Origin of the sequence: Halomonas sp. ALS9, from assembly GCF_001651035.1 — a bacterium.
In the GTDB taxonomy this organism is placed as follows: Bacteria; Pseudomonadota; Gammaproteobacteria; order Pseudomonadales; family Halomonadaceae; genus Vreelandella.
This window is the reverse complement of sequence record NZ_LXRG01000210.1, coordinates 175,936-200,678: the sequence shown is the minus strand read 5'-3', so window position 1 is coordinate 200,678 and position 24,743 is coordinate 175,936. Positions and strand designations below refer to the sequence as shown.

Below are 24,743 nucleotides of genomic sequence, written 5' to 3'. Positions count from 1 at the left end.
ACTTAGTTATTGAGCGCGCGGGGTGTTGCTACAAACCAAACGACTGTAACCGCCAGAATGGCGCCTTTCATCGTTGATTCACCCATTACATCGAAAAGATAAAGCATTGGGAATGCTACCGTGAAGACAAGCATTGAAAATGAAATAATCTGCAGCAGCGTGCGCATTAGGTCGACTCCTGTGTTGATACAGTAGGTGCGATGTCAGCGGAGCTGATCAGCCCTTACCATTGGTCTATCAACTTGCCCAGCCCGTTGGCGCTGCGTGACAAAACTGAGCGCAATAAAGAGTGCCGCTGCGATAAACCACCCAGGCAAGGCGACAAAAAATATTTCAATACCGGCAAACTGCGACATGAATAAGCAAATAATCAAAGTAATTAACCAAGTGCCTATCACCGGCACAGTGAACTTATGGCCCGCATACTCTGCATAAAAGCTTTTTAAGCCAAGTTTTGGCAGTACCCAATAGTCGACAAAAATCACAGCACCAATGGGCATCAGCAACAAGCCGTAAAGAGCAACGAAATCTAATAGCTGCATTGCGACGCCAGGAAACAGCGCCACGACGGTGGTAAGAAGGCCTGTGCCTATTGTGACTTTAAAGCGTGAAACAGAGGGCATGACCGCCTGAAATGCTAATCCCGCTCGATAAATAGTTGGGTTCGCCGTTGTCCAACCGGCAATGATCACGCAGATTAGCCCAGCCACCCCGAGCGCTTGGTCAGCAAGCGGCCCTGGCAAAGGATTGGGTATCTGCCCTGCTTCAGACGCTGCAATAACCGTAGCATCACTGGTCAATCCTGCCTCGTACATTTGAAAGGCAAAGAGCATCGAAGCCGACAACCAAGCCATAAAGTGGCCTACATACATCCCTGCAGCCGAGGCTATGCTATACCAACTCTTACGGGCAAAGCGCAGTATCGTTAAATCAGACATCCCCACGTGCATGGCCATATTGGCAAACCAAGCGAAGAAGATAACGTGCCAAATTGAAAAGCTAGGCTGACCTGGCACTTCAACACCCGTCCAGATAGCGGTCTCTGCCAGCATCCATAGATCATTTGCCGAGCTTACTTCTGCACCTGTGGCATCAATAAACCACTTCAAGGAAACAATGCCAAACCCCAAAAACATCAGCACCATCCACGGCGCTGCGATGTTGGCAAACCAGGACACAAAGCGATAGCCATAGGCAGCCACTAAGGTAATCACGATGCCAACGGCTACAACGCTAAGTACCCAGCCAAGGCTATTGGGCAGCAAATCGGCAAGTGTTGGAAGTGGGAAACCAAACCATACCCCTACTGCCGTGGCAGATACGGTAATCATTGCACCAGCCAGAAAGCAAAATGCCAGTCCATTAGCTAAGTTATAGAGTATGACTGTATAGCGGCCAGCAATTTTTTCGAGGTGGCAATACAGTGTTAACCGAACCCGTGTTGCAATCGGCGCGGTGAGTAACAGCCAGCTTAATACAGCTAACAAGTTACCGATTAACAGTCCTACCACCACATCGAAAGCGGCAACCCCTGCCAAAACAAAGAGCGGGCCAATCATCAACTCGGTACCGGCAGTGTGTTCACCTGCGTACATACCGATAAAGCTTTTGAAGCCAAGCCGGGCCTTTTCAGGCACCGGCGTACGCTCGTACTCCCCACCCCCAACAGCAGGCGCTGCTGCCGCTGGGGCGGAGTAATTTGCATTACTCATGGCGTGTACCTCTATTGTTGTTAGCGTTGAGTATCAGGCCTCCAGATACACCACATGGCTATGGGTATATTCATATAGACCGTGCTTACCATCCGCCCCACCGATACCGGACTTACGAACGCCAGCGTGGAAGCCTTGCATTGCTTCAAAGTTCTCGCGGTTAATATAGGTTTCGCCAAAATCAAGTTCACGGCAGGCCTGCATGGCGTTATTAAGGCTGCGGGTATAGATCGAGGAGGTAAGACCGTATTCACAGTCATTGGCCAGCGCTATGGCTTCATCAAGGGTATCGATGATTTGGATAGGCAGAACCGGGCCAAAAATCTCCTGGCGCATAATGGCCATATCTTGGCGACACCCAGCCAGCACCGTAGGCTCAAAGTGGAATCCGGCTCCCAGATCCGCGACACTACCGCCGGTAATCAATTCAGCCCCATTTCCACGTGCGGTTTCTACCATTTGAGCCACTTTATCTAGACCGGCTCGGTTGATCATGGGGCCCATCTCAACATCGCTATCCGCTAGTGGATCACCATAGCGAGTACCTTCCATTGCGTTAGCAATACGCGCGATAAATTCATCCGCAACGCCACGCTGAACGTAAACGCGCTCGGCGCAATTGCATACCTGCCCGGTATTGATAATCCGTGAACTGCGGATCGCATTCACCGCAAGGTCGAGATTCGCATCATCCAGCACAATGGCAGGGGCTTTACCACCCAGCTCCAGGTTGAGCTTGGTAATGTTATTAGCGGCATTGGCCATAATGCGTGAACCCGTTTCTACGCTGCCCGTAAAGCTAATCATATCGACCTTCTGGCTCGCTGTAAGAGCGTTACCCGCTTCAGCGCCTGTGCCGCTAACCACGTTGAAAACACCTTTTGGCAGACCAACTTCATCAAGCAGGCGGGCGAACTCAAAACAGTTATTGGGCGTTTCTTCGCTGGGCTTAATCACGATGGTATTACCCGTGACTAATGCTGGCGCCATCTTCCGGGCGATCAGGAAAAACGGGAAGTTCCAAGGTAAAATACCTGCCACTACTCCAAGCGGCTTACGGAAAAGGAAAATGTTCTCTTTCGGGCGATCGCTTTGAATGATTTCACCTTCAATGCGGCGTCCCCACTCGGCCATGTAATCCAAATAGTCGGCGGTAAAGTTGACCTCCACCTCCGCCAACCCGCTGATTTTCCCCTGCTCTTCCGTAATGGTACGTGCCAAATGGGCAACGTTATCACGCAGCTTATTGGCTAAACGGTGTAGAAAGGCAGCACGCTCGACGGCAGGCGTCGCTGCCCAGCCTTTTTGCGCTCCACGCGCAGCATCCAACGCTCGTTCGACATCGTCAGCATTGGAAGCGGGAACACGCGATAATAATTTTTGGTTGGCGGGGTTAAATACTTCCAGGTGTTGCTGGGCTGCTTCAAATGCACCGTCGATATAGTTTTGATAAATGGTTGGCTGTGTCATCTTCATTCTCCTATTGTCATTATATTGGCCTCACAGAGACCATCTGCTGGTAAGTGCTGAGTTAAGAAATGCTTCGTTAATAAGTGCTGGAAGACTGACTCGCGGCTTGCCCCTTGTAGCGTGCAACGGTTGCCAGCGCGCCCTGACGAAGCAGGCTTATATCGATCCCCACCGCAATAAATTGGCAGCCAAGTGCCTGGTAGCGGCGCGCGTCATCTTCAAGCGGCGCCAGAATACCCACGGGCTTACCTGCCGCCTGCACCGTTTTAACAACCTTCTCAATGGCTTTTTGAACGTCTGGATGCCCGGGATTGCCTGGGTGCCCCATTCCCACCGAAAGGTCTGCCGGGCCAATAAAGACCGCATCAACACCGTCAGTTGTCGCAATCGCTTCCGCCTGCTCAACGCCCTTAGGTGACTCAACCTGTACGATTAGGCACAGCGACTCATGCGCCTTATTTAGGTAGTCATCCACGCCATCCCAACGGGTTGCACGTACTAAGCCGCCGCCGACGCCGCGTATTCCATGGGGTGGGTAGCGAGTAGCACGCACCAGCGTCGCAGCTTGCTCACCGCTTTCCACCATGGGCACCATCAGTGTCTGAACACCAATGTCGAGTAGTTGTTTGATCAACGCACCGTCCTGGTTAACGCTACGTACCACCGGCGCCGCTGAATAAGGGGCCACTGCCTGCAGTTGAGCTAAAATAGTTGGCACCGTATTGGGTGCGTGCTCACCATCAATCAGCAACCAATCAAAACCAGTACTCGCCACTATTTCAGCGGCATAACCAGTCGCAAAACCAGCCCAGCAACCCCACATGGGGTCGCTTTTGGCCAACGCGCTTTTAAATGTATTAACGGGCATTTGCATGCAGTAGCTCCTTGAAAGCGATAAAAACCGTTTACTGCAGATTGACGTACATGCCCCCATCAACCAGCAGCGAGGCACCGGTGACGTACTGCGCCATCTCTGAGGCGAGGAAAACGATAGGGCCTGCGAGATCCTCAGGGCGCCCTAAACGCCCCAAGGGGGTACGGCTTGCCATGTAATCGCGCTTACCCTGATCGGCAAGGTCGTCTTTATTGATATCTGTTTCGATCGTTCCCGGCAGGAGAGCGTTACAACGAATGCCATAGGGGCCTAATGCAATAGCGCAAGATTGCATCAGCGATAACAGCCCGGCTTTTGTCGGGGTGTAGTGGGTTTGCATGCCGCCGCCTACCAAAGCACTGATAGAGCTGACCGCGATGATGGCGCCACCACGGCCCTGACGCTTCATTTGGTTTGCTGCCGCCTGCACGGCAAAAAAGGCGCCGTTAAGATTGGTATTGACCGTTTCAAGGTACAGTTCGCGCGGCATATCGAGAAAGCTGTGGAAGGGGCAAATACCCGCGTTGTTGACGAAGACATCAACGCTGCCAAAGTTGCTAACGGCGGCTTCTACCAGTAGCTCACCGGTCTCCGGGTCACCCGCTGGGGCGCCAACGGCGACGGCTCTCTGCCCTAATGTTTCAATTTCTTTAATCAGTTCATCAACCGTTGAGCGGCTGGAGGGGCTTCCGCTATAGCCAATGACGACATTAGCCCCTTGCCGCGCGCACTCCAGAGCGGCAGCGCGGCCAATGCCCCGTGAGGCACCGGTGATAATGACGTTTTTATCGGTCAGCAGCATAATCAATTCCTTCATAGTGATAGGTTCTATTTACAGGCGGTAAATACGCTGCGCATTACCCGCAAACAGCGCGTGTTGTTCCTCTTTACTGGTATCGGCGATCACTGCGGCATAGGCGTGCCAAATATCCGCATAGCGCGCGTAGAGCCCATCGACGGGGTAATTGGAGGCAAATAAGCAGCGTTCGGTACCAAAAGCATCCAGCGACTCAAGAATCAGCGGGCGAATACTGCCCAGCGACCAGTGATGATCCAGCATCCCAAAGCCACTCAGCTTAACGACGACATTGTTTTGGGCGGCCAATAAGCGCATACCATCGCGCCAAGTCCGCCAGCCTTCTACGCCTTGGCGGTCCACGTACATGCCCGCATGGTTGAGCACAAACTGTGTTTCAGGGTGGCGGGCAGCCAGGGCGGCGGCCTGGGCCATTTGAGAGGGATAAATCTGTAAATCAAACGAGAGCCCTAGGCGCGCGAGTTGTGCGAAATTTTCCCTCCACTTTGGCTCTCGCATATAGTGACGACCCACGTAGTCATACAGCGGGTCGCTATGCACATTCAGAATCTGGCGAACGCCACGCACACGTTCAGAAAGTGCGCACTGGGTCTCCAACTGAGCTTGAACATTGGACTGGGAAAGATCCACGCCTACCACTAGCGCCCAGTTAAGCTTATTGTGCTCAGCCAGTTCACCGGTTAGCCACTGAGTTTCGGCGATAGGGTCAACGGCATCGGCTTCCACATGCACCAGCCCTAGCAGCTCAATGTCTCCACACTCTTCAAGCAATGTCTGTGGCCCAAAATCGCGAGCCATTGGGGAATAATCCCCCAGCAGATTAGTGGTAGGGTGCTCAAGCCACGGCTGATTGCCCTGGCCAAGCGCCCAGAAATGTAGGTGCGGGTCGACTACTTGCACGACGGCTCTCCTGGTAAAAAGGCGAACACTTCATCAAGCGGTACGCTGACCGGCGAATGATCGTTTTCTGTCTCCATAATGTCAGCCATATAGGCCCACCAGCGCTGCATTACCGGTAGCTCAGCAAGCTGATCGACCTGGTTATCGTCACGCATGACCATAATCGCAAACAGGTGGTGACTGCGCGGATCCAAAAAAATGCGGTACTCCTCAATGCCAGCATCGGCCAGAGCATCTGAAAGCTCCGGCCAGAGCGCCTCATGCCGACGCTGGTATTCATCTGCTTGGCCAGGGTAGAGAGTCATTCGCAGTGCCTTGATTAGCATAAACTGCTCCTTCTATTTCAGTAGTACTAGTCAAAAGCCCCAAGCAGGCCAGGTAGACCAAGTGTCAAGAAGGGTAAATACATGATGCACAGCAACCCAATAACGAGAACCATGAAAAAAGGCACGAGTGGGCGCATTGTCTTCATGTAATCAACCTCAGCGATCTTGCAGCCCAATAGAACGATTAAAGCCACTGGTGGCGTCAGCGAACCTAACAGCAGCGCAATAATGACCACGACTGAAAAGTGGATCATGTCGAACCCGAACATTTGGGCAATCGGCGTCAGTATCGGCACCATTAAGATCAGCGCTGAAATTGTCTCGATAAACATGCCGACGAGGATCAGTACCAGCACGATAAGCAGCAGTACAATGGCTGGTTCGCTGGTTACACTAGAGAGCCAAGTAGCTAATGTGGCGGGTACGCCCTCTCGCGCAATAATCCAGCTAAACAAGGCAGCACTGCCCAGGATGATCAGAATGCTCGCGGAAGTGACGACAGACTGAAGAGCGAACCGGTAGGTATTCCTAACATTTAGGCGATGCGAAATCAGGCCATACCCGAGCCCATAGGCGACGGCCACAATGCCGGCTTCGGTAGGCGTGAACAAACCGCTCTGGATACCGCCTACAATGATCACTGGCATCACCATCGCGGGTGCTGCTTTCAAAAACACCTTGCCGGTTTCACCTAAGCTGACTCTAAGATGGCGCGGCGCACCAATCTCATCAGCTTTCCAGTAAACCAACGCCATCATGATCATGGCGAGAAACAGGCCCGGAACGATACCGGCCAAAAACAGCGTGCCAATGGAAAGCCCCGTCATGGCTCCATAGATCACCATGAGTAGGCTAGGCGGAATAATGGGGCCCAAGATTGCCGAAGCGGCGGTAATCACTACCGCCCATTCTGGCTTGTAGCCCTCTTTTTTCATCGCAGGAATCATCATCCCACCGACCGCAGCCACATCAGCTGAAGCCGAACCTGAGATCCCTGAAAAAAGCACACTCGTCATGATATTCACCTGCCCTAACCCGCCCCGTATATGGCCCACTAAGGAGCGGGAAAAGCCAACAATTGACGAGGTGATACCACCATAATTCATTAGATTCCCGGCAAAGATATAAAGCGGGATGGCCAGCAAAGGGAAACTATCCAGAGAACTGAAAAAGCGCTGAGGCAACACCAAAAGTGGCACCCCGCCATCAATGACCAGGACAGCAATGGCACTAAGCCCCATGGCGAAGGCGATGGGCACGCCGAAAGCGAGGAGAGCTGTAAATAATCCAAACATCAAGGCAACGATCATACTGGCCCCTCTACGTCTGATGCGTTTTTCGCTTCATCACGACGAACAATGAAAGCAAGGATCGTCAGCACAGCCCCGATAGGCAGGGGGGCATACAACCAAGCTCTAGAAATACCCAATGAGGGCTGCATGGTTCCCAACGCGCGGAGTGTGAATAAATATCCCCAGTAAGCTAAAAAGGCACAGAAAATGATTGAGATGGCTGCCACTGCGGAACGCCTCACTTTTTCAAAGCGATTACTCTTAAACTGAAACAGCTCCACTTTTATTTCATCGCATTTGTAAACCACCACAGGGGTTCCCATAAGTACCAACCAAACCAGCAGCATCCTCACCACTTCTTCTGTCCAAAAAAGTGGCAGACCCAGGAGAAACCGGTTGATGACCTGTATGAAAATTAACGCCATGATCGCCGCAAATATGGCGACGGTCATGGCGCCAAGGGTGGCAAATGCCGTATCCAGATAACGACGCATTTGCGAGCTCCTTATCAGAGTCACTGCTGGCCAATGGACTCAAGGAGTTCTACGGCACCCATCTTGGCAGCAAACTCCTCACGGAAGCCTGCCAGCGCTTCCTGGAAGGGCACTGGATCCACCTCATTGATAGCGATCCCCTCTTCTTCTAGCTGGCTAAACCATGACTGCTCTCGCTCAAACCACTCACTGCGCTGCATTTCGGCCGCTTCCCGTGCGGCCCGGTTTACCGCTTCACGGTCACTATCAGAAAGGTTGTTGTAAAAGGACTCATTAATGGCAAAACTGCCATCGAAAAGAATATGACGTGTTTTGGACAGTGACTCAGCGACCTCAAAAATGCGGAAGGTGTAACCAACTTCTGGGGTTCCTTCCATGGCATCGACAACACCTGCCTGTAACGCGGTATAAACCTCCGGCATGGGCACAGGCGTCGGCTGAGCTTCCAGTGCAGAGAAGGTGCCCACAAATACAGGAGACTCTGGTACGCGAATCTTCAAGTTTCTGAAATCATCGGGGCCATCAATTTGCCCTTCGGCTAGATAGGTATCTCGATAGCCTGCCAGAATCCAGTTAAGCGGCCTGATTCCGGAAGTAGTAACCAATTGTCCAATCAACTGGTCGCCTATTTCACCTGTCACCACGTTTTCCCAATGATCAACGTCGCGATAAAGGTAAGGTAGCGTCAATAAGCCAAATTCGGGAACGTAGTTGGCATATAGACCTGACTCACCGTACCCCATCTCTAGTACGCCAAACTCAACAGACTCAATAATCTCTCTTTGCCCTCCCATTTGTCCGGCGGGAAAGATCTCAACCTGTACTTCACCGTCACTGTATTCAGCGACCAGATCACGAAATCTTTCTGCCGCTAAATGCTGCTCAGAGTCAGTCGAAATGTGGTGTGCAAAACGAATCTTCGTTTCAGCATAAGCACTGCCAAAGGGCATCATAAAGAGCAACCCGGCAGCACCAATAGTGGTCATTTTGGAGATAAAGCGTCGTGAGGTGCTATTCGTTATCATTGTATTTTCCCCTGGTATTACAGAATTCAATGTCCTTGCTTATTAGCAAAGACATTGCGCGGTAGGCCAATGTTAATGTTGATATGGCCTAGAAAGTTCACAGTCAGGGTTAAGGCGCACGCCAAACCCTGGTTTGTCCAGTTTGGAAGCCGCCATACGGCCATTTTCAGGCACCGGCTCATCCAGCAGCAGCGGATTAAACATAGGCACGACTTCATCGGCTTTCGGTGCCATCATCAAGAATTCAGCGAACGGACTATTATGGCGAGTGATCACAAAGTGGTAGCTGTAAACCGACGAGCCATGAGGTACCACCAGCTTATTGTGGGCATCGGCCAGTGCTGAAATCTTGATCAACTCTGTAATACCACCGCACCACCCCACATCCGGCTGGATAACATCGCAGCACTCCATTTCCAGGAGCATGCGGAAGCCCCAACGGGTGGCCTCATGCTCACCGGTATTAACCAGCATGCCTTTGGGCACATCGCGCTTGAGCTGTGCGTAGCCCCAGTAGTCATCGGGCGGAAGCGCTTCTTCGATCCACTTGAGGCCGTACGCCTTAGCTCCCTGAGCTAGCCGGGTGGCGTAATTAACATCCAGGCTCATCCAGCAGTCGTACATCAGCCAGAAGTCATCGCCGACAGCGCTTCGCATCTTCGCCAAGTGATCCAGGTTTTTCTGTAACCCCTCATCGCCTTCAGCTGGACCATGAACGAGGGGCATCTTGCCACCAATAAAACCCATTTTTTTGGCGAGATCAGGGCGTGCACCAGTAGCGTAAAACATCAATTCATCGCGAACCGGGCCACCTAATAGCTGGTGTACCGGCAACTGCCGTACCTTACCCAATAGATCCCAAAGCGCCAGATCAACGCAGGAAATTGTATTAATCACCACCCCTTTACGACCGTAATAGAGCGTGGCGTTAAACATTTGATCCCAAATCTTTTCGATCTCAGTTACCTGTTTCCCTTCGATAAAGCGGGCAAGGTGCTTTTCAACAATCCAAGCACCAATTTCGCCACCGGTGGTCACAGCAAACCCTAAGGTTCCATCGCTCGCCTCTACCTCAACCACCAAGGTGCCCAAAACATTGAGCCCAAAGCTTCGGCGTGTCATGCGGTACTCTGGATACTTGCTCATGGGTGTGGCGATTTGGGAATCAATCCAGTGACCTTCGGCTTGGTCATGGTAGTCAGCACCGCCCCCCCGGACGGTATAGGCGCGCACTTGCTTGATGGTGGGCTCGCTCATAAGCACTCCTCGTTATGCTTGTTAACGTAATCTTGTTGAGGAAGTTCTAAGTAAAAGCGAGCAAGGTAGCCAATGATTATCTGGTTCGTCCCGATACCTTTAAGTTATCAGATGGCATTAAGCCAGCAATGGCGCCAGCTTGCGTGCAACCGCTCAATAATAAGAATCCGAATCACTAGACTAATGTCGCACAGCCAAATGACACGCAAACACCATACCGTTTGGGTATCAATTCAATAGTGAGATGAGAATGGAAAGCTTTCAATTGCTGGTAGCCAGGCTTCGTTATAAGCACCTTCTTATGCTCTCGACATTAGGCAAAGTGGGTAACCTACACCAGACTGCCGTGGTCATGCATATGTCGCAGCCAGCCGCGACACGTATGCTGAGTGAAATCGAGCGGGTGTTTGCGTGCCAGTTATTCGAACGTATGGCAAAGGGCATGCGCCCGACTAAAGTGGGCGAAATGCTGGTGGAGTTCGCTGATAACGCGTTAACTCGCTTGGATCGCTGCGCCGAAGAAGTTCACCGCTACCAGCTTGGGGGACGCGGGCAGTTAACCGTTGGCGCTATTATGGGGGCCGCACCTGACTTAGTGGCTCAAGCGATCATTGAGATGAAACGCCAACGTCCCATGTTACAAATTCGTTTGATGGGTGAAACTAGCGATCAATTAGTAGCGCTACTGGAACAGGGTAAAGTAGATATCGCAATCGCTCGCTATGCGACCTCTATTCAGCATAATCAGTTCGATTTTGAGCCATTGGGTAACGAAAACATGGTTACTGTGGTACGCCGTGGTCACCCCTTAACCGATGCTCCTTTGCCGCCCCTTGAGCAGCTACTAGAGCACTGGCCCTGGATACTACAACCGTTAACCACGCCTGCACGCCAAGCACTAGAGAAAGAGCTGGAAATGGAAGGATTAATGTCGCCACGCGATATCATCGAATGCGGTTCAATCTTTGCTGCCTTACAGCTAGTACAAAAAAGCGATGCACTATTGGTAATGGCTGAATCCGTTCTCAGAGATCACCTCAATATAGGGCTTATTGAGATGCTGCCGCTGAACCTTGGACGAACGCTTTCGCCGTTTGGATTATTAACTCGAAAAGATACGTTTTATGGCGAACCGGTGACCGGCTTTTGCGATATTTTGCGTCGCAATGCCGTGCAGTGGGAGTAAAAAAAGCCGATCCATTGGATCGGCCAAACTGATGGGAGTCTGCACAGCATGGGGGATACTGCGCAGAGATGCCTGGGGAAGGCATCGCCAAAACGCCGGGTTAAGCGGCTTGGCGATGCCCTCCCAGTGAGTTGCGTCCTTTACGGGAGTAGCTGCCTTTGCCTTTTTTCGGCGTTTGCTGCTGCATTTTAAACATTGGTGTTCGTAGCTGCGCTTTTAATGCGTTGTCTTTAATCCTGCGCTGTTTCATTCACTTTCTCCATTGATTAGGTGCCTGCAAAAAGCAGGCACCGCTATGACAGACGCTAACGTTTAGCGTTCACCTCTTGTGTTCAAATGAGTGTTCAAAATTCTGGTTAAGCACACTGTTTACTCATCCCAAGCTGGTGCAAAGTCGGGGTTGGCAATACGCTCTTTACGATCAAGCGTAGCAATTTCCGCCATTTCGCTGTCGCTTAGCACTAAATCAAAGGCGGCGATGTTGCTTTGAATATTACGCGCTTTGGTCGATGAAGGGATCGTAATCATACTGCGCTGTTTCACCCAAGCAAGGGCAATTTGTGCGGGGGTGACGCTATGCGCCTCAGCGATCTGCTTAAGGGTCGGGTCGTCCATTACCTTGCCCACAGCCAGAGGCATAAAGGCAGTAATCTGAATACCATGCTGCTCGCAGTGATCAACCAGTTTACGGTTCTGTAAGAAAGGATGAACCTCGATCTGGTTGGTGAGAATTTCACCTTTGCCCAGAATACTGACTGCTTCGTCTACCTGCGCACAGGTAAAGTTGGAAATACCAATATTGCGCGTCTTACCCTCGGCTTTCACCTTTTTAAGCGCCGTCAAATAATCGACCATCGGCACTTCATCCTCTGGGGACGGCCAATGGATCAACAACAGATCAACGTAATCGGTGCCTAATTTCTTTAGGCTTTCATCCACGCTGGCTTCCAGCGTTGCGGGCTCCAGCTTATCGAACCACACCTTGGTGGTTAGAAAAATATCGCTGCGTGGCACGCTGCTGTCGCGAATCGCTTCGCCTACGCCAGCTTCGTTGCCGTAAAACTGCGCCGTGTCGATGTGGCGGTACCCGGCCTCAAGCGCCGCGTGAATACTCTGCTTGAGCGTATCGCCTTCCAGGCGAAAAGTACCAAAACCGGGATTAGGCATTACATGTTGCATCATTAACATCCTTTTCTATTGATAGCGTGTTAACTAACATGGGGTGGCAACTACGCTACTTCAACCCTTTGCTATTGAAACTTTGCTTACCATGAAGACGCCATGACCTCTAACGCCTCGCCAATCAACGCAACAGACGCTTTACTTCCGCTTCACCGCCAACCGGGCTTTTTAAGTTTTTTGCTGTCGCGGCTAGCCGCGGTATTTGCTATGCAAATTCAGGCCATCGTAGTGGCTTGGCAGGTTTACGATATAACCCGCGACCCGATGGCGTTGGCCTATGTGGGGTTGGCGCAGTTCCTGCCCATGGTGTTATTGCTGCTACCTGCAGGGGATTTCGTTGATCGCTTCTCGCGCAAACGTATTTTGCAGCTTAGCTGGATGGTGCAAGGGCTATGCAGCACCCTGCTGCTGACCCTTTCGCTGAATGAAAGTCATAATGTGGGCGGCTATTACGCAGTTCTGGCGCTGTTTGGTGCTGCACGCGCCTTTACCGGCCCTGCCTTACAAAGCCTGCTGCCCAATATTGTGCCACGAGCGCAGCTGGCCTCAGCGATTGCCTTGAATAGCTCTATCATGAAAATTGCCGTGATTGCCGGCCCATTATTGGGCGGCATTCTTTATGGGTTAGGCGGTGGCAGCCTCGCATACAGCGTGTGCTTGGGCTGTTTTATTGCGGCACTCGTGCTGCTGCTCCCGGTGCCTATTCGCTACGCTGAAACCGCCAAAATACTGGAAAGCACTGCCATAAAGCGCTTTACCGCGGGCATTCGTTATATCCGCTATCAGCCGATTATTTTGGGCGCCATTTCGTTGGATCTGTTCGCAGTGCTATTAGGCGGCGTCGTAGCGCTGCTACCTATCTACGCACAGGAAGTGCTTCACGTTGGGCCTGAAGGGTTAGGCGCGCTGCGTAGCGCTATTGCCGTGGGCGCCCTCCTCATGGGGCTCTACTTAGGCATTCGTGGTATTAAGCGCCGTGCTGGTTTGGTCATGTTTATGGCAGTAGCCGTTTTCGGCGTTGCCAATTTAGTGTTCGCTTTTTCAACGATTTTTTGGCTTTCCCTGATAGCCATGTTGGTGGCGGGTGCCGCCGATATGATTAGCGTCTATGTGCGCATGACGCTGATTCAGCTTGCCACCCCGGATGAGATGCGCGGCCGCGTGAATGCGGTCAACATGCTGTTTATCGGTTCCAGCAATGAGCTTGGCGAGTTCCGTGCGGGCAGTATGGCGGCAGGGTTTGGCGTAGTGCCCGCAGCTATCATTGGCGGCGTGGGCACTTTGGCGGTGGTCGGTGCCTGGATGAAGCTGTTCCCAACTTTGCGCCGGGTTGACCGTTTTGACGATGCCCGCTGATAACATTGCCCCCCTTCTTAACGCACTAACAGGGCAAACACCACAATAGCCAACAATAGCGACACGCCCTTCCAGAACAGCACAGGGTCTCGCTCCATCAGCGGTAACTGTGCGCGCTTCAGCATGTCTGAGCTTGGTGAGCGTAGCTCGAAGATAAGCTCCGAAAGCGCCGGGAAACGTTTATGGGGGCTGGGATGCAGCGCCTTTTTGAGCACCTCATCCACCCAGGCGGGCAGTTCGCGGTTTTCACTAAGCGCTGACTGATAGGCAAGCTTATGCTGCGCTGCCCGGGTGCGGGTCTTGGCCACCTCAGTGCCGTAGGGTAGCGTGCCGGTTAGCATTTGATAGGTAATCACCGCCAGGGAGTATTGATCCGAACGGGGCGTGCCGCCTTCCCCGAGAAAATACTCCGGCGCAGTATACTGGGCGGTGCCTAGAATATCGTCGCTAGCCGCACTGCCCTCTTCGGCGATCCCCGCCACCTTGGCAGCACCAAAATCAATCAGCTTCACCGTGCCGTGGCCATCAATCATAACGTTGTCGGGGCGCAAATCCTGGTGCAGCATTTCCAGCCGATGAAAGGCGCGCAGCCCTTTGGCGATCTGCTCGACAATCGGACGTACGCTGGCTAAATCAGCGTCAGGATGGTCGCGCATCCACTGGGTCAGGGTTTGCCCTTCGATATACGCCAGCACGGTGTACAGGTAGTGGCGTGGCCGCTGTTGCACGGGCGCTTTTAGCACGTGCACATTATCAATGCGCCGGGCAATCCACTCCTCACGCACAAACCGCTCAATGCTTACCGGGTCTTGGCTTAACTCGGTCGAAAGCGTTTTCAGCGCTACTTTCTCACCGCTCTCTACTTCTTCTGCCAGAAACACATGGCTACGGCTGCTGGCATGCAGTTGACGCACAATGCGATAGCCATCCAGCTCGCTCCCCTCGCGCAACTCAGGCGGCTGCGGTAACGCGCCAAGCGCCGCGTAAAGCTCATTGGAATGGCGCTCTGGCAGGCTATCAATGCGCACAATCTGTGCGGTGAGGTTGTCATCGCTGCCATTGTCGAGGGCGGCGGCGATCAGTGCCTCAGCTGCCGCGTCCAGATCCCCCCAGTGGGCATAAATCAGCGCAGCCATTTCGGCGTCAGTCAGCCACTCATAAACGCCATCGGTGGCGAGTAGAAACACATCACCTGCATTTAACGATACCGCGCGGTAATCCAACTCCAGGTGCTGACCAGCTCCCATGGCACGGCTTAAATGACTGACCTCCCGCGAGGCCCAGAAGCGGTGATCCTCGGTCAACGGCTCCAGCGTATTACCGGAAAGCTGATAGATACGGCTATCGCCCACATGAAACAGGTGCGCGGTAGTGGATTTAATCACCATCGCGCTCAAGGTGCACACATAGCCACGGTCAAGATTGTAGCGGTATTGGCTCTGTCGAGTTTGGGCGTATAGCCATGCATTGGTGGCCTGCAGCACCCGCTGGGCGGAGGTTTTAACCGCCCACGTTGCTGGGGTAGCGTAGTAGTCCGTCAAGAAGCCGCCCACCGCTGCTTCACTGGCCTCGCGGCTCACTTCGCTGCTGCTAATTCCATCGGCTAACGCGATCGCAATGCCCTTGGTGGCGCGCAAGGGTTCGCTGGGCAGGTAAGCGCCATAAAAATCCTGATTGCTTGGCTTGCGCCCTTTATCAGAGTGCTGGCCGAGCGAAATGGTCAGCGCTGCCATTATGCTTCCCCTAAAAAAAGCCTCCGCCGGAGCGAAGGCTTGGTTAACGACAAACTACTGCCTATCAAATCAGAGGGCTTTTTGCGGCGCGGTACGTACGTGGGTGGTGTAGAGCGTCAGGCCGGTTAATGCCAAACCACCAATTAAGTTACCCAACACTACCGGTATTTCGTTCCAGATCAGGTAATCCATAATCGAGAAATTACCGCCCATCATCAGCCCGGAGGGGAACAGGAACATGTTGACCACCGAGTGCTCAAAGCCCATGCCGAAGAACAGCATAATCGGCATCCACATTGCAATTACCTTGCCGCTCACCGTGGTTGAAATCATCGCCCCCACCACGCCCAGCGAGACCATCCAGTTACACAATACACCGCGGATAAAAATCGTCGCCATGCCGCCAGCACCGTACTCTTTATACCCCACGGTGCGCCCTTCCCCCACTTCACCGATCACCCGCCCGACTTCGCTAGGTTCGGTGCTAAAGCCGTAGGTAAACACAATCGCCATCAGAAAAGCGACCGTTAATGCCCCACCAAAATTACCCACAAACACAATGCCCCAGTGCTTGAGAATACGGTTAATCGTCACGCCAGGCCGCTTATCCAGCCACGCCAGCGGGGTTAACACAAACACCCCGGTCAACAGATCAAACCCCATCAGGTAAAGAATTGAGAACCCCACGGGAAATAGAATAGCGCCGATAATCGGGTAGCCGGTTTGCACTGCCACGGTCACCGCAAACACTGCCGCGATGGCCAAAATGGCTCCCGCCATAAAAGCACGAATCAGCGCATCGCGAGTAGACATATGCAGCTTTGCTTCACCGGCATCGACCATCTTGGTGGCAAATTCGGCAGGCAATAAATAGGACATAGAGTGCGTTTCCTTTGTTGTGAGTTTCAGGGTCAGATGAGAGGTGCAGCGCAAACATCAGTGATTTTTACAGCAGGCGTGGTGGCGACTCGCTGAACAACGCTGCCCACCACAATCAAGCAGGGTGATGGCAAGGGGGAGGCGGCAAGCTGCTCGGGCATGTCCGCAAGCGTGCCCACCAGCGACTGCTGCTCGGGCTGACTGGCGTTGGCCACCAGCATGATCGGCCACTCATCCGGCAGGCCTGCCAGGCGCAGCCCGTGGCAAATTGCGTCGACCTTGGAAAGCCCCATATAAAACACCAGGGTTTCATCCTTGCGTGCCAGCGACCCCCAATCCGGCGTGCCGTCTTCACGACATAGTTGGGCAGTCACAAAGCGCAGCTGCTGGGCATGGCCGCGATCGGTGAGCGGAATGCCCATGCAGGCGGCCGCAGCAGAGGCGGCGGTAATCCCCGGTACGATGGCAGCAGGCACCTGGGCGGCGGCCAGAGCATCCAGCTCTTCGCCCATCCGTGCAAATACTGCCGGGTCACCGCCCTTCAGACGCACCACCGATTTGCCTTCGCGGGCGAGCTTTACCATCAGCTCGCCGATCTCAGCTTGGGGTACGCTGTGATGACCGCGGGCTTTGCCCACGTAGTAGCGCTCGCTGCTGCTAGGAATCAGCGCCAGCACGTCATCACCTACCAAGCGGTCATACACCACGGCGTCCGCCTGCATCAGTAGGCGTGCGGCCTTGAGGGTTAGCAGCTCGGCATAACCGCTGCCTGCGCCAACTAAATAGACCTGCCCGGCGCGGCACTTATCCAGCCCCCCCCGCAGCGGCACACGTAACTCGTCAGCATGGCGAGCCGATGGTAGGCGGGCACGGTGCGACAAGCGCATAAAGGCGTTAAACCACTTCTGTAGCAAGGGGTTGCTTAGTGCGGGCATTGGGCCGCTCCTCTTCAATCAGTGATTTCAATTCGGGAATACAGCTACCGCACTGGGTGCCGCAGGCGAGCCTTGCGCCCAACGCTTCTACGCTGGTGTCACCCTCGCGGATGGCATTGACGATGGTGGTTTGGCCCACTTGGTGGCAACTGCATACCACCGGGCCGGTATCCGCAGCGCCGTCGTCGCAGCCCGCCAATAGGCGGCGGCGGTGGCTATCGCTTAGCACCAAGTCGTTAAATCGTGCTTCCAGCCACGCTAACCCTGGCAACTCTTTGGGTGGGCCAACCATCAGCCACCAACGCAGTTGATCGTTTTTCACGCAGGCGGCGCGCAGCCGTCCGTTAGTCGGGTCTTGGCTGACGACCGATACATCGCCGGGCAGCCATGTTTTAAGCTGCGCCAACCAGTCATTAACCGACTGCGTATGGGCAAGCTGCCAACGCTGGCAGCCGCGCATGGGAATACGTGTCCAGTAGGCACTGGTGCACCACGGCGTTGATTCCGTTACTCCCTCCGCGACCAGCAGGGTGGCCTGCCAATCGGTCGCAAGAGGCGCCAGCGCCACGGCGCCGTGCTTCGATTCCGGTTGCCCAGAGAGCGGATCGATAATGCTGTCGATCAGCGAGCTGCTTCTCGCCTGCTGGGTGAAGCAGTCAGTCCAGTGGATGGGTACAAAGATCTCACCGCGGCGCTGGGCATTGGATACCCGCACCCGAGCGCGAAATTCGCCCTTCGCGGCGGTTAGCACCGCCAACCCCTGATCGGTGACACCGGCGCTATGGGCATCGTCCGGGTGCACGTCCATAAAGGGTTCGGCGCGGTGATTCATTAACCGCGGTGAGCGCGCGGTGCGGGTCATGGTGTGCCACTGATCACGAATCCGGCCGGTATTAAGACGCAGCGGATAGGCGGCACAAAGGCTCTTTTCAGGCCCTTGGGGATGGATCGCTAGCAGCTTGGCGCGACCATTGGCGGTGGCAAATTCGCCATCCTCAAACAGCCGTGCCGTGCCATGGGGAGCGGCCTTTGTGACCGGCCATTGGATGGGTGCCAAGGCGTCATAGCCATCCCGGCCCAGACCCACCAAACCCGAAATATCAAACAGCCGTTTTGGGCTGTCAGTCGAACCGTTATTTTCAAACCCCGAGAGCCGGGCGTGCTCGTCGAAAATCTCCCAGGGGTGGGTGTAGTCAAACGCCTCGGAAAAGCCCAATCGTTTCGCCACTTCGCACATTATCCACCAGTCGTGGCGAGCCTCGCCTGGGGGCGGCAGCATGCCCCGCTGACGGGAGATGCGCCGCTCGGAGTTAGTCACGGTGCCATCTTTTTCTGACCAACCCGAGGCGGGCAACACGATATCGGCGTAGGGCAACAGGTCGGTATGGGCCGCGCACTCGGAAACGATCACCAGCGGGCACTTCTCCAACGCAGCACGCACCCGCGCGGCATCGGGCAGGCTGATGGCGGGGTTAGTCGCCATCACCCACAGCGCTTTTATCTCACCGCGCTCAATGGCTTCAAACAGCTCCACGGCTTTGTAACCCGGTTCTTCCGGCAGACTTGGCGTCAGGCTGTCGGTAGCCCAGAAGCGGCTGACCAGATCCAGAGCGCCTGGGGTGTGGTAATCCATATGCGCAGCTAACTGATTAGCCAACCCGCCCACTTCACGGCCGCCCATGGCATTGGGCTGGCCGGTAATTGAGAACGGCCCAGCCCCCGGCAGTCCGATTTTGCCGCCGGCCAGATGGCAGTTAATAATCGCGTTGCACTTATCGGTACCGCTGGCGGATTGATTAACGCCCTGGGAGTAGAGCGTGACCACATGCAGCTGGCTGGCGAACCAGTAATAGAAGGTTTCCAGCCGCTCAGGGTCAACATCACAGGCCGCCGCTACCTCGGCCACCGAGCCAGTCGTTTGCTGCGCGGCTTCCAGGGCCTCGTCAAAGCCTTCGGTGTGGCGCTCAAGGTAGAGAGTATCGAGCTTGCGGCGCTTTGCCATCCACGTTAGTAGGCCGTTAAACAGATAGGCATCTGTGCCTGGTTTTATGCCCAGGTAAAGGTCAGCAATTTCGCAGCTGTCGGTCACCCGCGGGTCGATCACCACCAAGCGCATCAGCGGATTGCGCTCTTTGGCGACTTTAATGCGCTGGTAGAGCACTGGGTGATTCCAAGCCAGGTTGGATCCCACCAGCACGACCAGCTCAGCCTCTTCCAAATCCTCGTAGTTACAGGGCACTGCATCGGCACCGAAGGCGCGCTTGTAGCCAACCACCGCCGAGGCCATGCACAGTCGCGAATTGGTGTCTAAATGAGGTGTGCCCAAAAAGCCTTTAAACAACTTATTGGCCACGTAGTAGTCTTCGGTGAGCAACTGGCCGGAGAGATAGGCTGCCACGCAGTGATTACCGTGCTCGGCCCGCAGGTCATTCAAACGATCAGCGGTGGCGCTCAATGCAGTGCCCCAGGAGACCTCAACACCATCCACCCGAGGATGTGTCAGGCGGCCCTGCTCGCCCAAGGTTTCATGTAGCGCAGAACCTTTGACACACAGCCGCCCGAAGTTGGCCGGATGCTCGCGGTCGCCCTCGACAGCGCTTAGCGTGCCCGCTTCAACGGTCGCCGTCACGCCACAGCCAACGCCGCAATAGGGGCAAGTCGTTTTGGCCTGAGTCATAGCTACTCCTCGGGTTGCTAATTAACGCCACGCATAAAAAAAACGCCCAGTCCCTTTCTCTAAGGCGCTATATAAACGCATTAAGAGAAGAGGGCTGGACGTCGTTGCCGCAGCGCACCTTCGTCGGTGCAAAATTTACTTTAATTTCAGCTACACATTTTCTAACGGCTAGTTATTTTTCGAACGGCTTTGGAATTGTTCGCTGCCATCGCCTAGCAATGAGCGCTTATCCCTTGTTAACTAACTTGTTGCCTAGAAGCTGCAAAAGCCAAGCCTAAGAATGTCTTATTGAAAACTTATTTTTTATAAACAGTCACTTAAAAATAAGGAGATGACGACGCAGCACGCTTTTTGGCACTTGTTTTAATACCTTTCACACGCTAAATGGTGTGCGAGAGTGCACGCCACCACCCTTTTCGCACCATCACTGTGCAGCCTATGCGAAGAGCCGTGCCAGTGCTTATCCACCATCTACATCTAAACATCTGAAGTTATTTAAAAAAATATTCCAGACGGCCAGTTGGCTAGCTCCTTGCTTGTTACTGGGTAAGGTTTTTAATCAGCTGACAGCCAATGGCGGTTGTCGCAGGTTTAAAACATACGCTTTTAAATAGCGCTATCGGGCAACGACGCCCCTGCTGTGCTCTCCTTCTGCAAATTGCAGAACAGAGGGCGCGACAGGGGCGTTTTTTTGTTTGGTGCTCAAGCAGCCGCAACGACAAGAGGAGCCACCCATGGAAACCACTTCCCGGTGCCCACCCCACGACCATCTAGTGATTATTGGCAATGGTATGGCAAGCCACCGACTCATCGAGGCGCTGGTCAAACAGCCCACACGCCCCCAGCGCATCACGGTGGTTGGCGCCGAGCCAACCCCTGCCTATAACCGTATCCTGCTTTCGCCACTGCTGGCCGGTGAGATGCAGCAAGATGCGCTTACCCTGCGTGATACTGCGTGGTACGCAGATCAAGGCGTCACCCTGATACTGGGTGAGAAGGTCGAGACGATTGATCGCGCACGCCAAACATTGATTACTGATAGCGGCCAATCGTTTGATTACGATCATCTGGTCATCGCCACCGGCTCGCGCCCAGCGCTGCCCGACGTTCCCGGCATTGAGCTTGAGGGCGTACACGGCTTTCGCGACCTACAAGACGCTGATGCACTTACTGATATCGCTCAACAGGGCGGTGATGTGGTGGTGATTGGTGGCGGCTTGCTGGGTCTTGAAGCCGCTGAAGGGCTGCGTAAGCGCGGCAATGATATCAACGTTAGCGTGCTCCAGCGCAGCGAGCGGCTAATGAACCGCCAGTTGGATGCGACCGCCGCGCACCTGCTCAAAGACACCCTCACTCAACACGGCTTGAATATCATCACCGGTGCACAGTTAGCGCGACTGGAGGGAGATAAACGGGGTCGTGTCGCCAAGCTGCATCTTGCCGATGGCCGCCAGTTGGACGCCTCCAGCGTGATCGTTGCCGCGGGCATTACCCCGAATGCAGAGCTGGGTCGCCAAGCGGGCCTGACCACCGAGCGCGCCATTGTTGTAGATGAGTTTCTAACCACCTCTGACCCGGCAATCTCCGCCCTTGGCGAGTGCTGCCAGTTTGAGGGCACTACCTACGGCCTGGTGGAACCGATCTGGCGCCAGGTAGAGGTGCTTGCCGCAACGCTGTGCGGCACGGCTACCGAAGGCTACGCGGATGCCCCCAGCGCCACCAAACTTAAAATCAGCGGCGTAGCGCTCTATGCCTTTGGCCCCACCGAGGCCAGCGCCGAGCATGACGTATTGAATTACCACGATCTTGAGCGTGGCGACTACCGCCGCCTGCTGCTACGCGATGGCCAGATTGAAGGCGCGGTACTCTACGGCGACACCAGCCAGGGGCCCTGGTACTTCGAGCAGGCGCTTGCGGGTAGCGATCTTAACGTTTACCGCCAAGCCCTCTTGTTTGGTGCAGCAGATGTCGACGTGCTACGCGATGCGGCATCTCAACATACCCCTGATTCGTCTGAACACTCTTCTAAATGCTCTTCTTCAAAACACTCTTCTCATACAACGTCGGAGGCGGCTTAGATGTCTACCCAAACGATGGCTTCACAACAGCAGCTTATTATTATTGGTAACGGCATGGTCGGCCACCACTTGGTCGAGCAGCTGATCGATAACGGCGGCCTTGAGCGTTATCAAGTCACCGTGTTTGGCGAAGAGCGCCACCGCGCCTATGACCGGGTGCACTTATCCGAATACTTCAGCGGACGCGATGCGGACTCGTTAGCGCTTTGCGAGGCAGATTACTACGCCGTTAGCGGTGTGGAACTGCGCACCGGCGAAGCCGTGATTGAAATCGACCGCGACCAGCAAGAAGTGGTCACCGACCAGGGCCGTTACCCCTACGATCGCGTGGTATTGGCCACCGGCTCTTTCCCCTTTGTGCCGCCGATTCCCGGAAACGACCGCGATGGCTGCCTGGTGTACCGCACCCTAGACGATTTAGACGCCATCCGAGCGGCTGCCGAAAATGCCACTACCGGCGTGGTGGTGGGTGGCGGCCTGCTCGGCTTGGAGGCGGCTAACGCCCTGCGCGGTTTGAATCTGGATACGGCGGTGGTGGAATTCGCCTCACGCCTGATGCCTATGCAGGTGGATAGCGAAGGCGGCGAGCTACTGCGCGAAAAAATCGAAGAGCTGGGCGTACAAGTCCTCCTGGAGCGGGCCACCCAGCGCATTGAGGATGGCGAAGCCAGCCGCCACCGCATGGTCTTCCAAGACGACAAGGTGCTGGAAACCGACCTAATTGTGTTCTCCGCGGGCATCCGCCCCCGTGACCAGTTAGCCCGCGACTGCGGCCTGGAGATAGGCGAACGCGGCGGCGTGGTGGTGGATAACCAATGCCTGACCAGCGACCCGGCCATCCTGGCGATTGGTGAAGTGGCGCTGTGGAACCAGAGTATTTTCGGCCTGGTGGCCCCCGGCTACCAAATGGCCAAAACCGCCCTTTCAACCTTGACCGAGGGCGATACCCAGTTTGGCGGCGCCGACATGAGCACCAAACTCAAGCTGCTCGGCGTGGATGTGGGCTCAATCGGGGACGCCCATGGCAACCAGAACCCCGGCGCGCGGATGTTCCGCTACCTGGATCCCATCAAGCAGGAGTACCGCAAGCTGGTAGTCTCCAGCGACGGTAAAAAGCTGCTCGGCGCCATGCTGGTGGGCAATAACGGCGTTTACGATACCCTCTTGCAGTACTACTCCAACGGCATTGAGCTGCCCGATGAGCCCGCCTCGCTGATACTGCCCCAAAGCAGCGGCGCAGCGCCCACCCTCGGCCCTGGGGCGCTACCAGAAACCGCCACCATCTGCTCCTGCCATAACGTCTCCAAGGGCGATATTTGCGCCTCCATTGATGCGGGTGCGATCGATTTAGGCGGGGTGAAAGGCGATACCAAAGCCAGTACCGGCTGCGGTGGCTGTACGGCGCTACTCAAAAGCGTGGTCGACCATGAGCTGGAAGCCCGCGGCGTCGAAGTCGACAAATCGATTTGCGAGCACTTTGCCCATACCCGCCAGGAGCTTTACGACATTGTCCGCGTGGAAGGCATCAAGACCTTTAGTGAATTGATCGCAAAACATGGTAACCAGGACACCCATTGCCTGGGCTGCGATATCTGCAAACCCGCCGTGGCGTCCATTCTGGCCTCCTGCTTTAACGAGCCGATCACCGACGCGGCGCATATTCCCTTGCAGGACACCAATGACACCTTTATGGCCAACATGCAGAAAAACGGCACCTACTCGGTAGTGCCGCGTGTGGCCGGTGGTGAGATCACCCCAGACAAGCTGATCGTGCTGGGCGAAGTGGCCAAAAAATACAGCCTCTACTCCAAAGTCACCGGCGGCCAGCGCATCGACCTGTTCGGCGCCCGCCTGGAAGACCTGCCGGATATCTGGAGCGAGCTGATTGCTGCTGGTTTCGAGACCGGCCACGCCTACGGTAAATCGCTGCGCACGGTAAAATCCTGCGTGGGCAGCACCTGGTGCCGCTACGGCGTGCAGGACAGCGTCGGCATGGCGATCTGGTTAGAGAACCGCTACAAGGGCCTACGCTCACCGCACAAAATCAAGTTCGGCGTTTCCGGCTGTACCCGGGAGTGCGCCGAGGCCCAGAGCAAAGATATCGGCATTATCGCCACCGAAAACGGCTGGAACCTCTACGTTTGCGGTAACGGCGGCATGCGCCCACGCCACGCCGAACTGTTCGCCACCGATCTCGACGACGAGCAGCTCTACCGCACCATTGACCGCTTCCTGATGTTTTACGTGCGCACCGCCGACCGGCTCCAGCGCACCTCGGTATGGCGGGAAAACCTTGAAGGCGGCCTGGAGTACCTCAAAGAGGTGATTCTGGAAGACAGCTTAGGCATCAACGCCGAGCTTGAGCGCCAAATGCAAACTGTGGTGGATACCTACCAATGCGAATGGGCCGACGCGATCAGCGACCCAGAGAAGCTAAAGCGCTTCCGCAGCTTCGTCAACGACGACCGCCCGGATCCGTCGATCATTATGACCTCCGAACGTGGCCAGCTACGGCCCGCTTAAGAAACGCTGGGCCCTGACACTGACAAC

Annotated in this window: 21 protein-coding genes; 4 read left to right on the top strand and 17 right to left on the bottom strand. The window is 54.8% G+C overall.

Features of this window, described 5'->3' with window-relative positions; translation table 11 throughout:
• Positions 1–2 precede the first annotated feature (2 nt).
• The 11 genes from A6R74_RS22850 to rhmD all read right to left on the bottom strand — a co-directional run bounded on the left by A6R74_RS22850 (position 3) and on the right by rhmD (position 10,167).
• Complete coding sequence (locus A6R74_RS22850) at positions 3–167, bottom strand: hypothetical protein (protein ID WP_165603406.1); 165 nt, start codon at positions 165–167, stop codon at positions 3–5.
• Between the two features lie 36 nt (positions 168–203).
• Entirely contained in the window at positions 204–1,712 is a 1,509-nt protein-coding gene (locus tag A6R74_RS20050; RefSeq protein WP_064236227.1) for a purine-cytosine permease family protein, read from the bottom strand.
• A gap of 33 nt (positions 1,713–1,745) precedes the next feature.
• On the bottom strand, positions 1,746–3,182 hold the full coding sequence (gene aldA, locus A6R74_RS20045) for an aldehyde dehydrogenase (protein ID WP_064236226.1): 1,437 nt from the start codon (positions 3,180–3,182) through the stop codon (positions 1,746–1,748).
• A 76-nt stretch (positions 3,183–3,258) separates the two neighbouring features.
• The gene (locus A6R74_RS20040) at positions 3,259–4,056 is read right to left on the bottom strand and encodes an aldolase/citrate lyase family protein (RefSeq protein ID WP_064236225.1); all 798 of its coding nucleotides are present in this window, start codon (positions 4,054–4,056) and stop codon (positions 3,259–3,261) included.
• A 31-nt stretch (positions 4,057–4,087) separates the two neighbouring features.
• Positions 4,088–4,858, bottom strand: coding sequence for an SDR family NAD(P)-dependent oxidoreductase (locus A6R74_RS20035; RefSeq protein WP_064236224.1), 771 nt, complete (start codon positions 4,856–4,858; stop codon positions 4,088–4,090).
• Positions 4,859–4,888: 30 nt separating this feature from the next.
• On the bottom strand, positions 4,889–5,773 hold the full coding sequence (locus tag A6R74_RS20030) for an amidohydrolase family protein (protein ID WP_064236223.1): 885 nt from the start codon (positions 5,771–5,773) through the stop codon (positions 4,889–4,891).
• The gene (gene rhaM / locus A6R74_RS20025; protein WP_064236222.1) at positions 5,764–6,099 is read right to left on the bottom strand and encodes an L-rhamnose mutarotase; all 336 of its coding nucleotides are present in this window, start codon (positions 6,097–6,099) and stop codon (positions 5,764–5,766) included. The genes A6R74_RS20030 and rhaM overlap by 10 nt, the downstream gene beginning before the upstream one ends.
• Positions 6,100–6,125: 26 nt before the next feature.
• Positions 6,126–7,409 (bottom strand): TRAP transporter large permease, encoded by a 1,284-nt coding sequence (locus tag A6R74_RS20020; RefSeq protein WP_064236221.1) that lies wholly within the window; start codon positions 7,407–7,409, stop codon positions 6,126–6,128.
• A complete protein-coding gene (locus A6R74_RS20015) occupies positions 7,406–7,885 on the bottom strand; it encodes a TRAP transporter small permease (RefSeq protein ID WP_064236220.1) in 480 nt (159 codons plus the stop codon). The genes A6R74_RS20020 and A6R74_RS20015 overlap by 4 nt, the downstream gene beginning before the upstream one ends.
• Positions 7,886–7,905: 20 nt before the next feature.
• Positions 7,906–8,910, bottom strand: coding sequence for a TRAP transporter substrate-binding protein (locus A6R74_RS20010; protein WP_064236219.1), 1,005 nt, complete (start codon positions 8,908–8,910; stop codon positions 7,906–7,908).
• A gap of 72 nt (positions 8,911–8,982) precedes the next feature.
• Positions 8,983–10,167, bottom strand: coding sequence for an L-rhamnonate dehydratase (gene rhmD / locus A6R74_RS20005; protein WP_064236218.1), 1,185 nt, complete (start codon positions 10,165–10,167; stop codon positions 8,983–8,985).
• A 250-nt stretch (positions 10,168–10,417) separates the two neighbouring features.
• On the opposite strand from rhmD, the gene A6R74_RS20000 reads away from it, so the two are divergent.
• Entirely contained in the window at positions 10,418–11,353 is a 936-nt protein-coding gene (locus tag A6R74_RS20000) for a LysR family transcriptional regulator (RefSeq protein ID WP_240488283.1), read from the top strand.
• Positions 11,354–11,453: 100 nt separating this feature from the next.
• On the opposite strand, the gene arfA is transcribed toward A6R74_RS20000, so the two are convergent.
• Both arfA and dkgB read right to left on the bottom strand, forming a co-directional pair.
• On the bottom strand, positions 11,454–11,603 hold the full coding sequence (arfA, locus tag A6R74_RS22440; protein ID WP_082906763.1) for an alternative ribosome rescue factor ArfA: 150 nt from the start codon (positions 11,601–11,603) through the stop codon (positions 11,454–11,456).
• 119 nt (positions 11,604–11,722) lie between these two features.
• Positions 11,723–12,541, bottom strand: a complete 819-nt coding sequence (gene dkgB, locus A6R74_RS19995) for a 2,5-didehydrogluconate reductase DkgB (RefSeq protein ID WP_064236216.1) — start codon at positions 12,539–12,541, stop codon at positions 11,723–11,725.
• A 93-nt stretch (positions 12,542–12,634) separates the two neighbouring features.
• On the opposite strand from dkgB, the gene A6R74_RS19990 reads away from it, so the two are divergent.
• Positions 12,635–13,891 (top strand): MFS transporter, encoded by a 1,257-nt coding sequence (locus A6R74_RS19990; RefSeq protein WP_064236215.1) that lies wholly within the window; start codon positions 12,635–12,637, stop codon positions 13,889–13,891.
• A gap of 17 nt (positions 13,892–13,908) precedes the next feature.
• Here A6R74_RS19990 and A6R74_RS19985 read toward each other — a convergent pair whose 3' ends face one another.
• The 4 genes from A6R74_RS19985 to A6R74_RS19970 form a co-directional block, all read right to left on the bottom strand.
• The gene (locus A6R74_RS19985; RefSeq protein ID WP_064236214.1) at positions 13,909–15,624 is read right to left on the bottom strand and encodes a bifunctional protein-serine/threonine kinase/phosphatase; all 1,716 of its coding nucleotides are present in this window, start codon (positions 15,622–15,624) and stop codon (positions 13,909–13,911) included.
• Between the two features lie 69 nt (positions 15,625–15,693).
• Positions 15,694–16,503 carry a formate/nitrite transporter family protein gene (locus A6R74_RS19980; protein ID WP_064236213.1) on the bottom strand — a complete coding sequence of 270 codons (810 nt, stop codon included), beginning with the start codon at positions 16,501–16,503 and terminating at the stop codon, positions 15,694–15,696.
• Between the two features lie 32 nt (positions 16,504–16,535).
• Complete coding sequence (gene cobA, locus A6R74_RS19975) at positions 16,536–17,438, bottom strand: uroporphyrinogen-III C-methyltransferase (protein ID WP_064236212.1); 903 nt, start codon at positions 17,436–17,438, stop codon at positions 16,536–16,538.
• Positions 17,398–20,115 (bottom strand): nitrate reductase, encoded by a 2,718-nt coding sequence (locus A6R74_RS19970; protein WP_064236211.1) that lies wholly within the window; start codon positions 20,113–20,115, stop codon positions 17,398–17,400. The genes cobA and A6R74_RS19970 overlap by 41 nt, the downstream gene beginning before the upstream one ends.
• Before the next feature lie 734 nt (positions 20,116–20,849).
• On the opposite strand from A6R74_RS19970, the gene A6R74_RS19965 reads away from it, so the two are divergent.
• Together A6R74_RS19965 and nirB are read left to right on the top strand one after the other, a co-directional pair.
• Positions 20,850–22,193 (top strand): NAD(P)/FAD-dependent oxidoreductase, encoded by a 1,344-nt coding sequence (locus A6R74_RS19965; protein ID WP_064236210.1) that lies wholly within the window; start codon positions 20,850–20,852, stop codon positions 22,191–22,193.
• Positions 22,194–22,208: 15 nt separating this feature from the next.
• Positions 22,209–24,716, top strand: coding sequence for a nitrite reductase large subunit NirB (nirB, locus tag A6R74_RS19960; RefSeq protein ID WP_121499431.1), 2,508 nt, complete (start codon positions 22,209–22,211; stop codon positions 24,714–24,716).
• The last annotated feature ends 27 nt before the right edge of the window (positions 24,717–24,743 follow it).

Excerpts from the sequence above, each read along its gene's own strand:
- A6R74_RS22850 (WP_165603406.1), bottom strand. The coding sequence starts at position 167 with ATGCGCACGCTGCTGCAGATTATTTCATTTTCAATGCTTGTCTTCACG.
- A6R74_RS20050 (WP_064236227.1), bottom strand. The coding sequence starts at position 1,712 with ATGAGTAATGCAAATTACTCCGCCCCAGCGGCAGCAGCGCCTGCTGTT.
- aldA (WP_064236226.1), bottom strand. The coding sequence starts at position 3,182 with ATGACACAGCCAACCATTTATCAAAACTATATCGACGGTGCATTTGAA.
- A6R74_RS20040 (WP_064236225.1), bottom strand. The coding sequence starts at position 4,056 with ATGCAAATGCCCGTTAATACATTTAAAAGCGCGTTGGCCAAAAGCGAC.
- A6R74_RS20035 (WP_064236224.1), bottom strand. The coding sequence starts at position 4,858 with ATGCTGCTGACCGATAAAAACGTCATTATCACCGGTGCCTCACGGGGC.
- rhaM (WP_064236222.1), bottom strand. The coding sequence starts at position 6,099 with ATGCTAATCAAGGCACTGCGAATGACTCTCTACCCTGGCCAAGCAGAT.
- A6R74_RS20020 (WP_064236221.1), bottom strand. The coding sequence starts at position 7,409 with ATGATCGTTGCCTTGATGTTTGGATTATTTACAGCTCTCCTCGCTTTC.
- A6R74_RS20015 (WP_064236220.1), bottom strand. The coding sequence starts at position 7,885 with ATGCGTCGTTATCTGGATACGGCATTTGCCACCCTTGGCGCCATGACC.
- A6R74_RS20010 (WP_064236219.1), bottom strand. The coding sequence starts at position 8,910 with ATGATAACGAATAGCACCTCACGACGCTTTATCTCCAAAATGACCACT.
- rhmD (WP_064236218.1), bottom strand. The coding sequence starts at position 10,167 with ATGAGCGAGCCCACCATCAAGCAAGTGCGCGCCTATACCGTCCGGGGG.
- A6R74_RS20000 (WP_240488283.1), top strand. The coding sequence starts at position 10,418 with ATGGAAAGCTTTCAATTGCTGGTAGCCAGGCTTCGTTATAAGCACCTT.
- arfA (WP_082906763.1), bottom strand. The coding sequence starts at position 11,603 with ATGAAACAGCGCAGGATTAAAGACAACGCATTAAAAGCGCAGCTACGA.
- dkgB (WP_064236216.1), bottom strand. The coding sequence starts at position 12,541 with ATGTTAATGATGCAACATGTAATGCCTAATCCCGGTTTTGGTACTTTT.
- A6R74_RS19990 (WP_064236215.1), top strand. The coding sequence starts at position 12,635 with ATGACCTCTAACGCCTCGCCAATCAACGCAACAGACGCTTTACTTCCG.
- A6R74_RS19985 (WP_064236214.1), bottom strand. The coding sequence starts at position 15,624 with ATGGCAGCGCTGACCATTTCGCTCGGCCAGCACTCTGATAAAGGGCGC.
- A6R74_RS19980 (WP_064236213.1), bottom strand. The coding sequence starts at position 16,503 with ATGTCCTATTTATTGCCTGCCGAATTTGCCACCAAGATGGTCGATGCC.
- cobA (WP_064236212.1), bottom strand. The coding sequence starts at position 17,438 with ATGCCCGCACTAAGCAACCCCTTGCTACAGAAGTGGTTTAACGCCTTT.
- A6R74_RS19970 (WP_064236211.1), bottom strand. The coding sequence starts at position 20,115 with ATGACTCAGGCCAAAACGACTTGCCCCTATTGCGGCGTTGGCTGTGGC.
- A6R74_RS19965 (WP_064236210.1), top strand. The coding sequence starts at position 20,850 with ATGGAAACCACTTCCCGGTGCCCACCCCACGACCATCTAGTGATTATT.
- nirB (WP_121499431.1), top strand. The coding sequence starts at position 22,209 with ATGGCTTCACAACAGCAGCTTATTATTATTGGTAACGGCATGGTCGGC.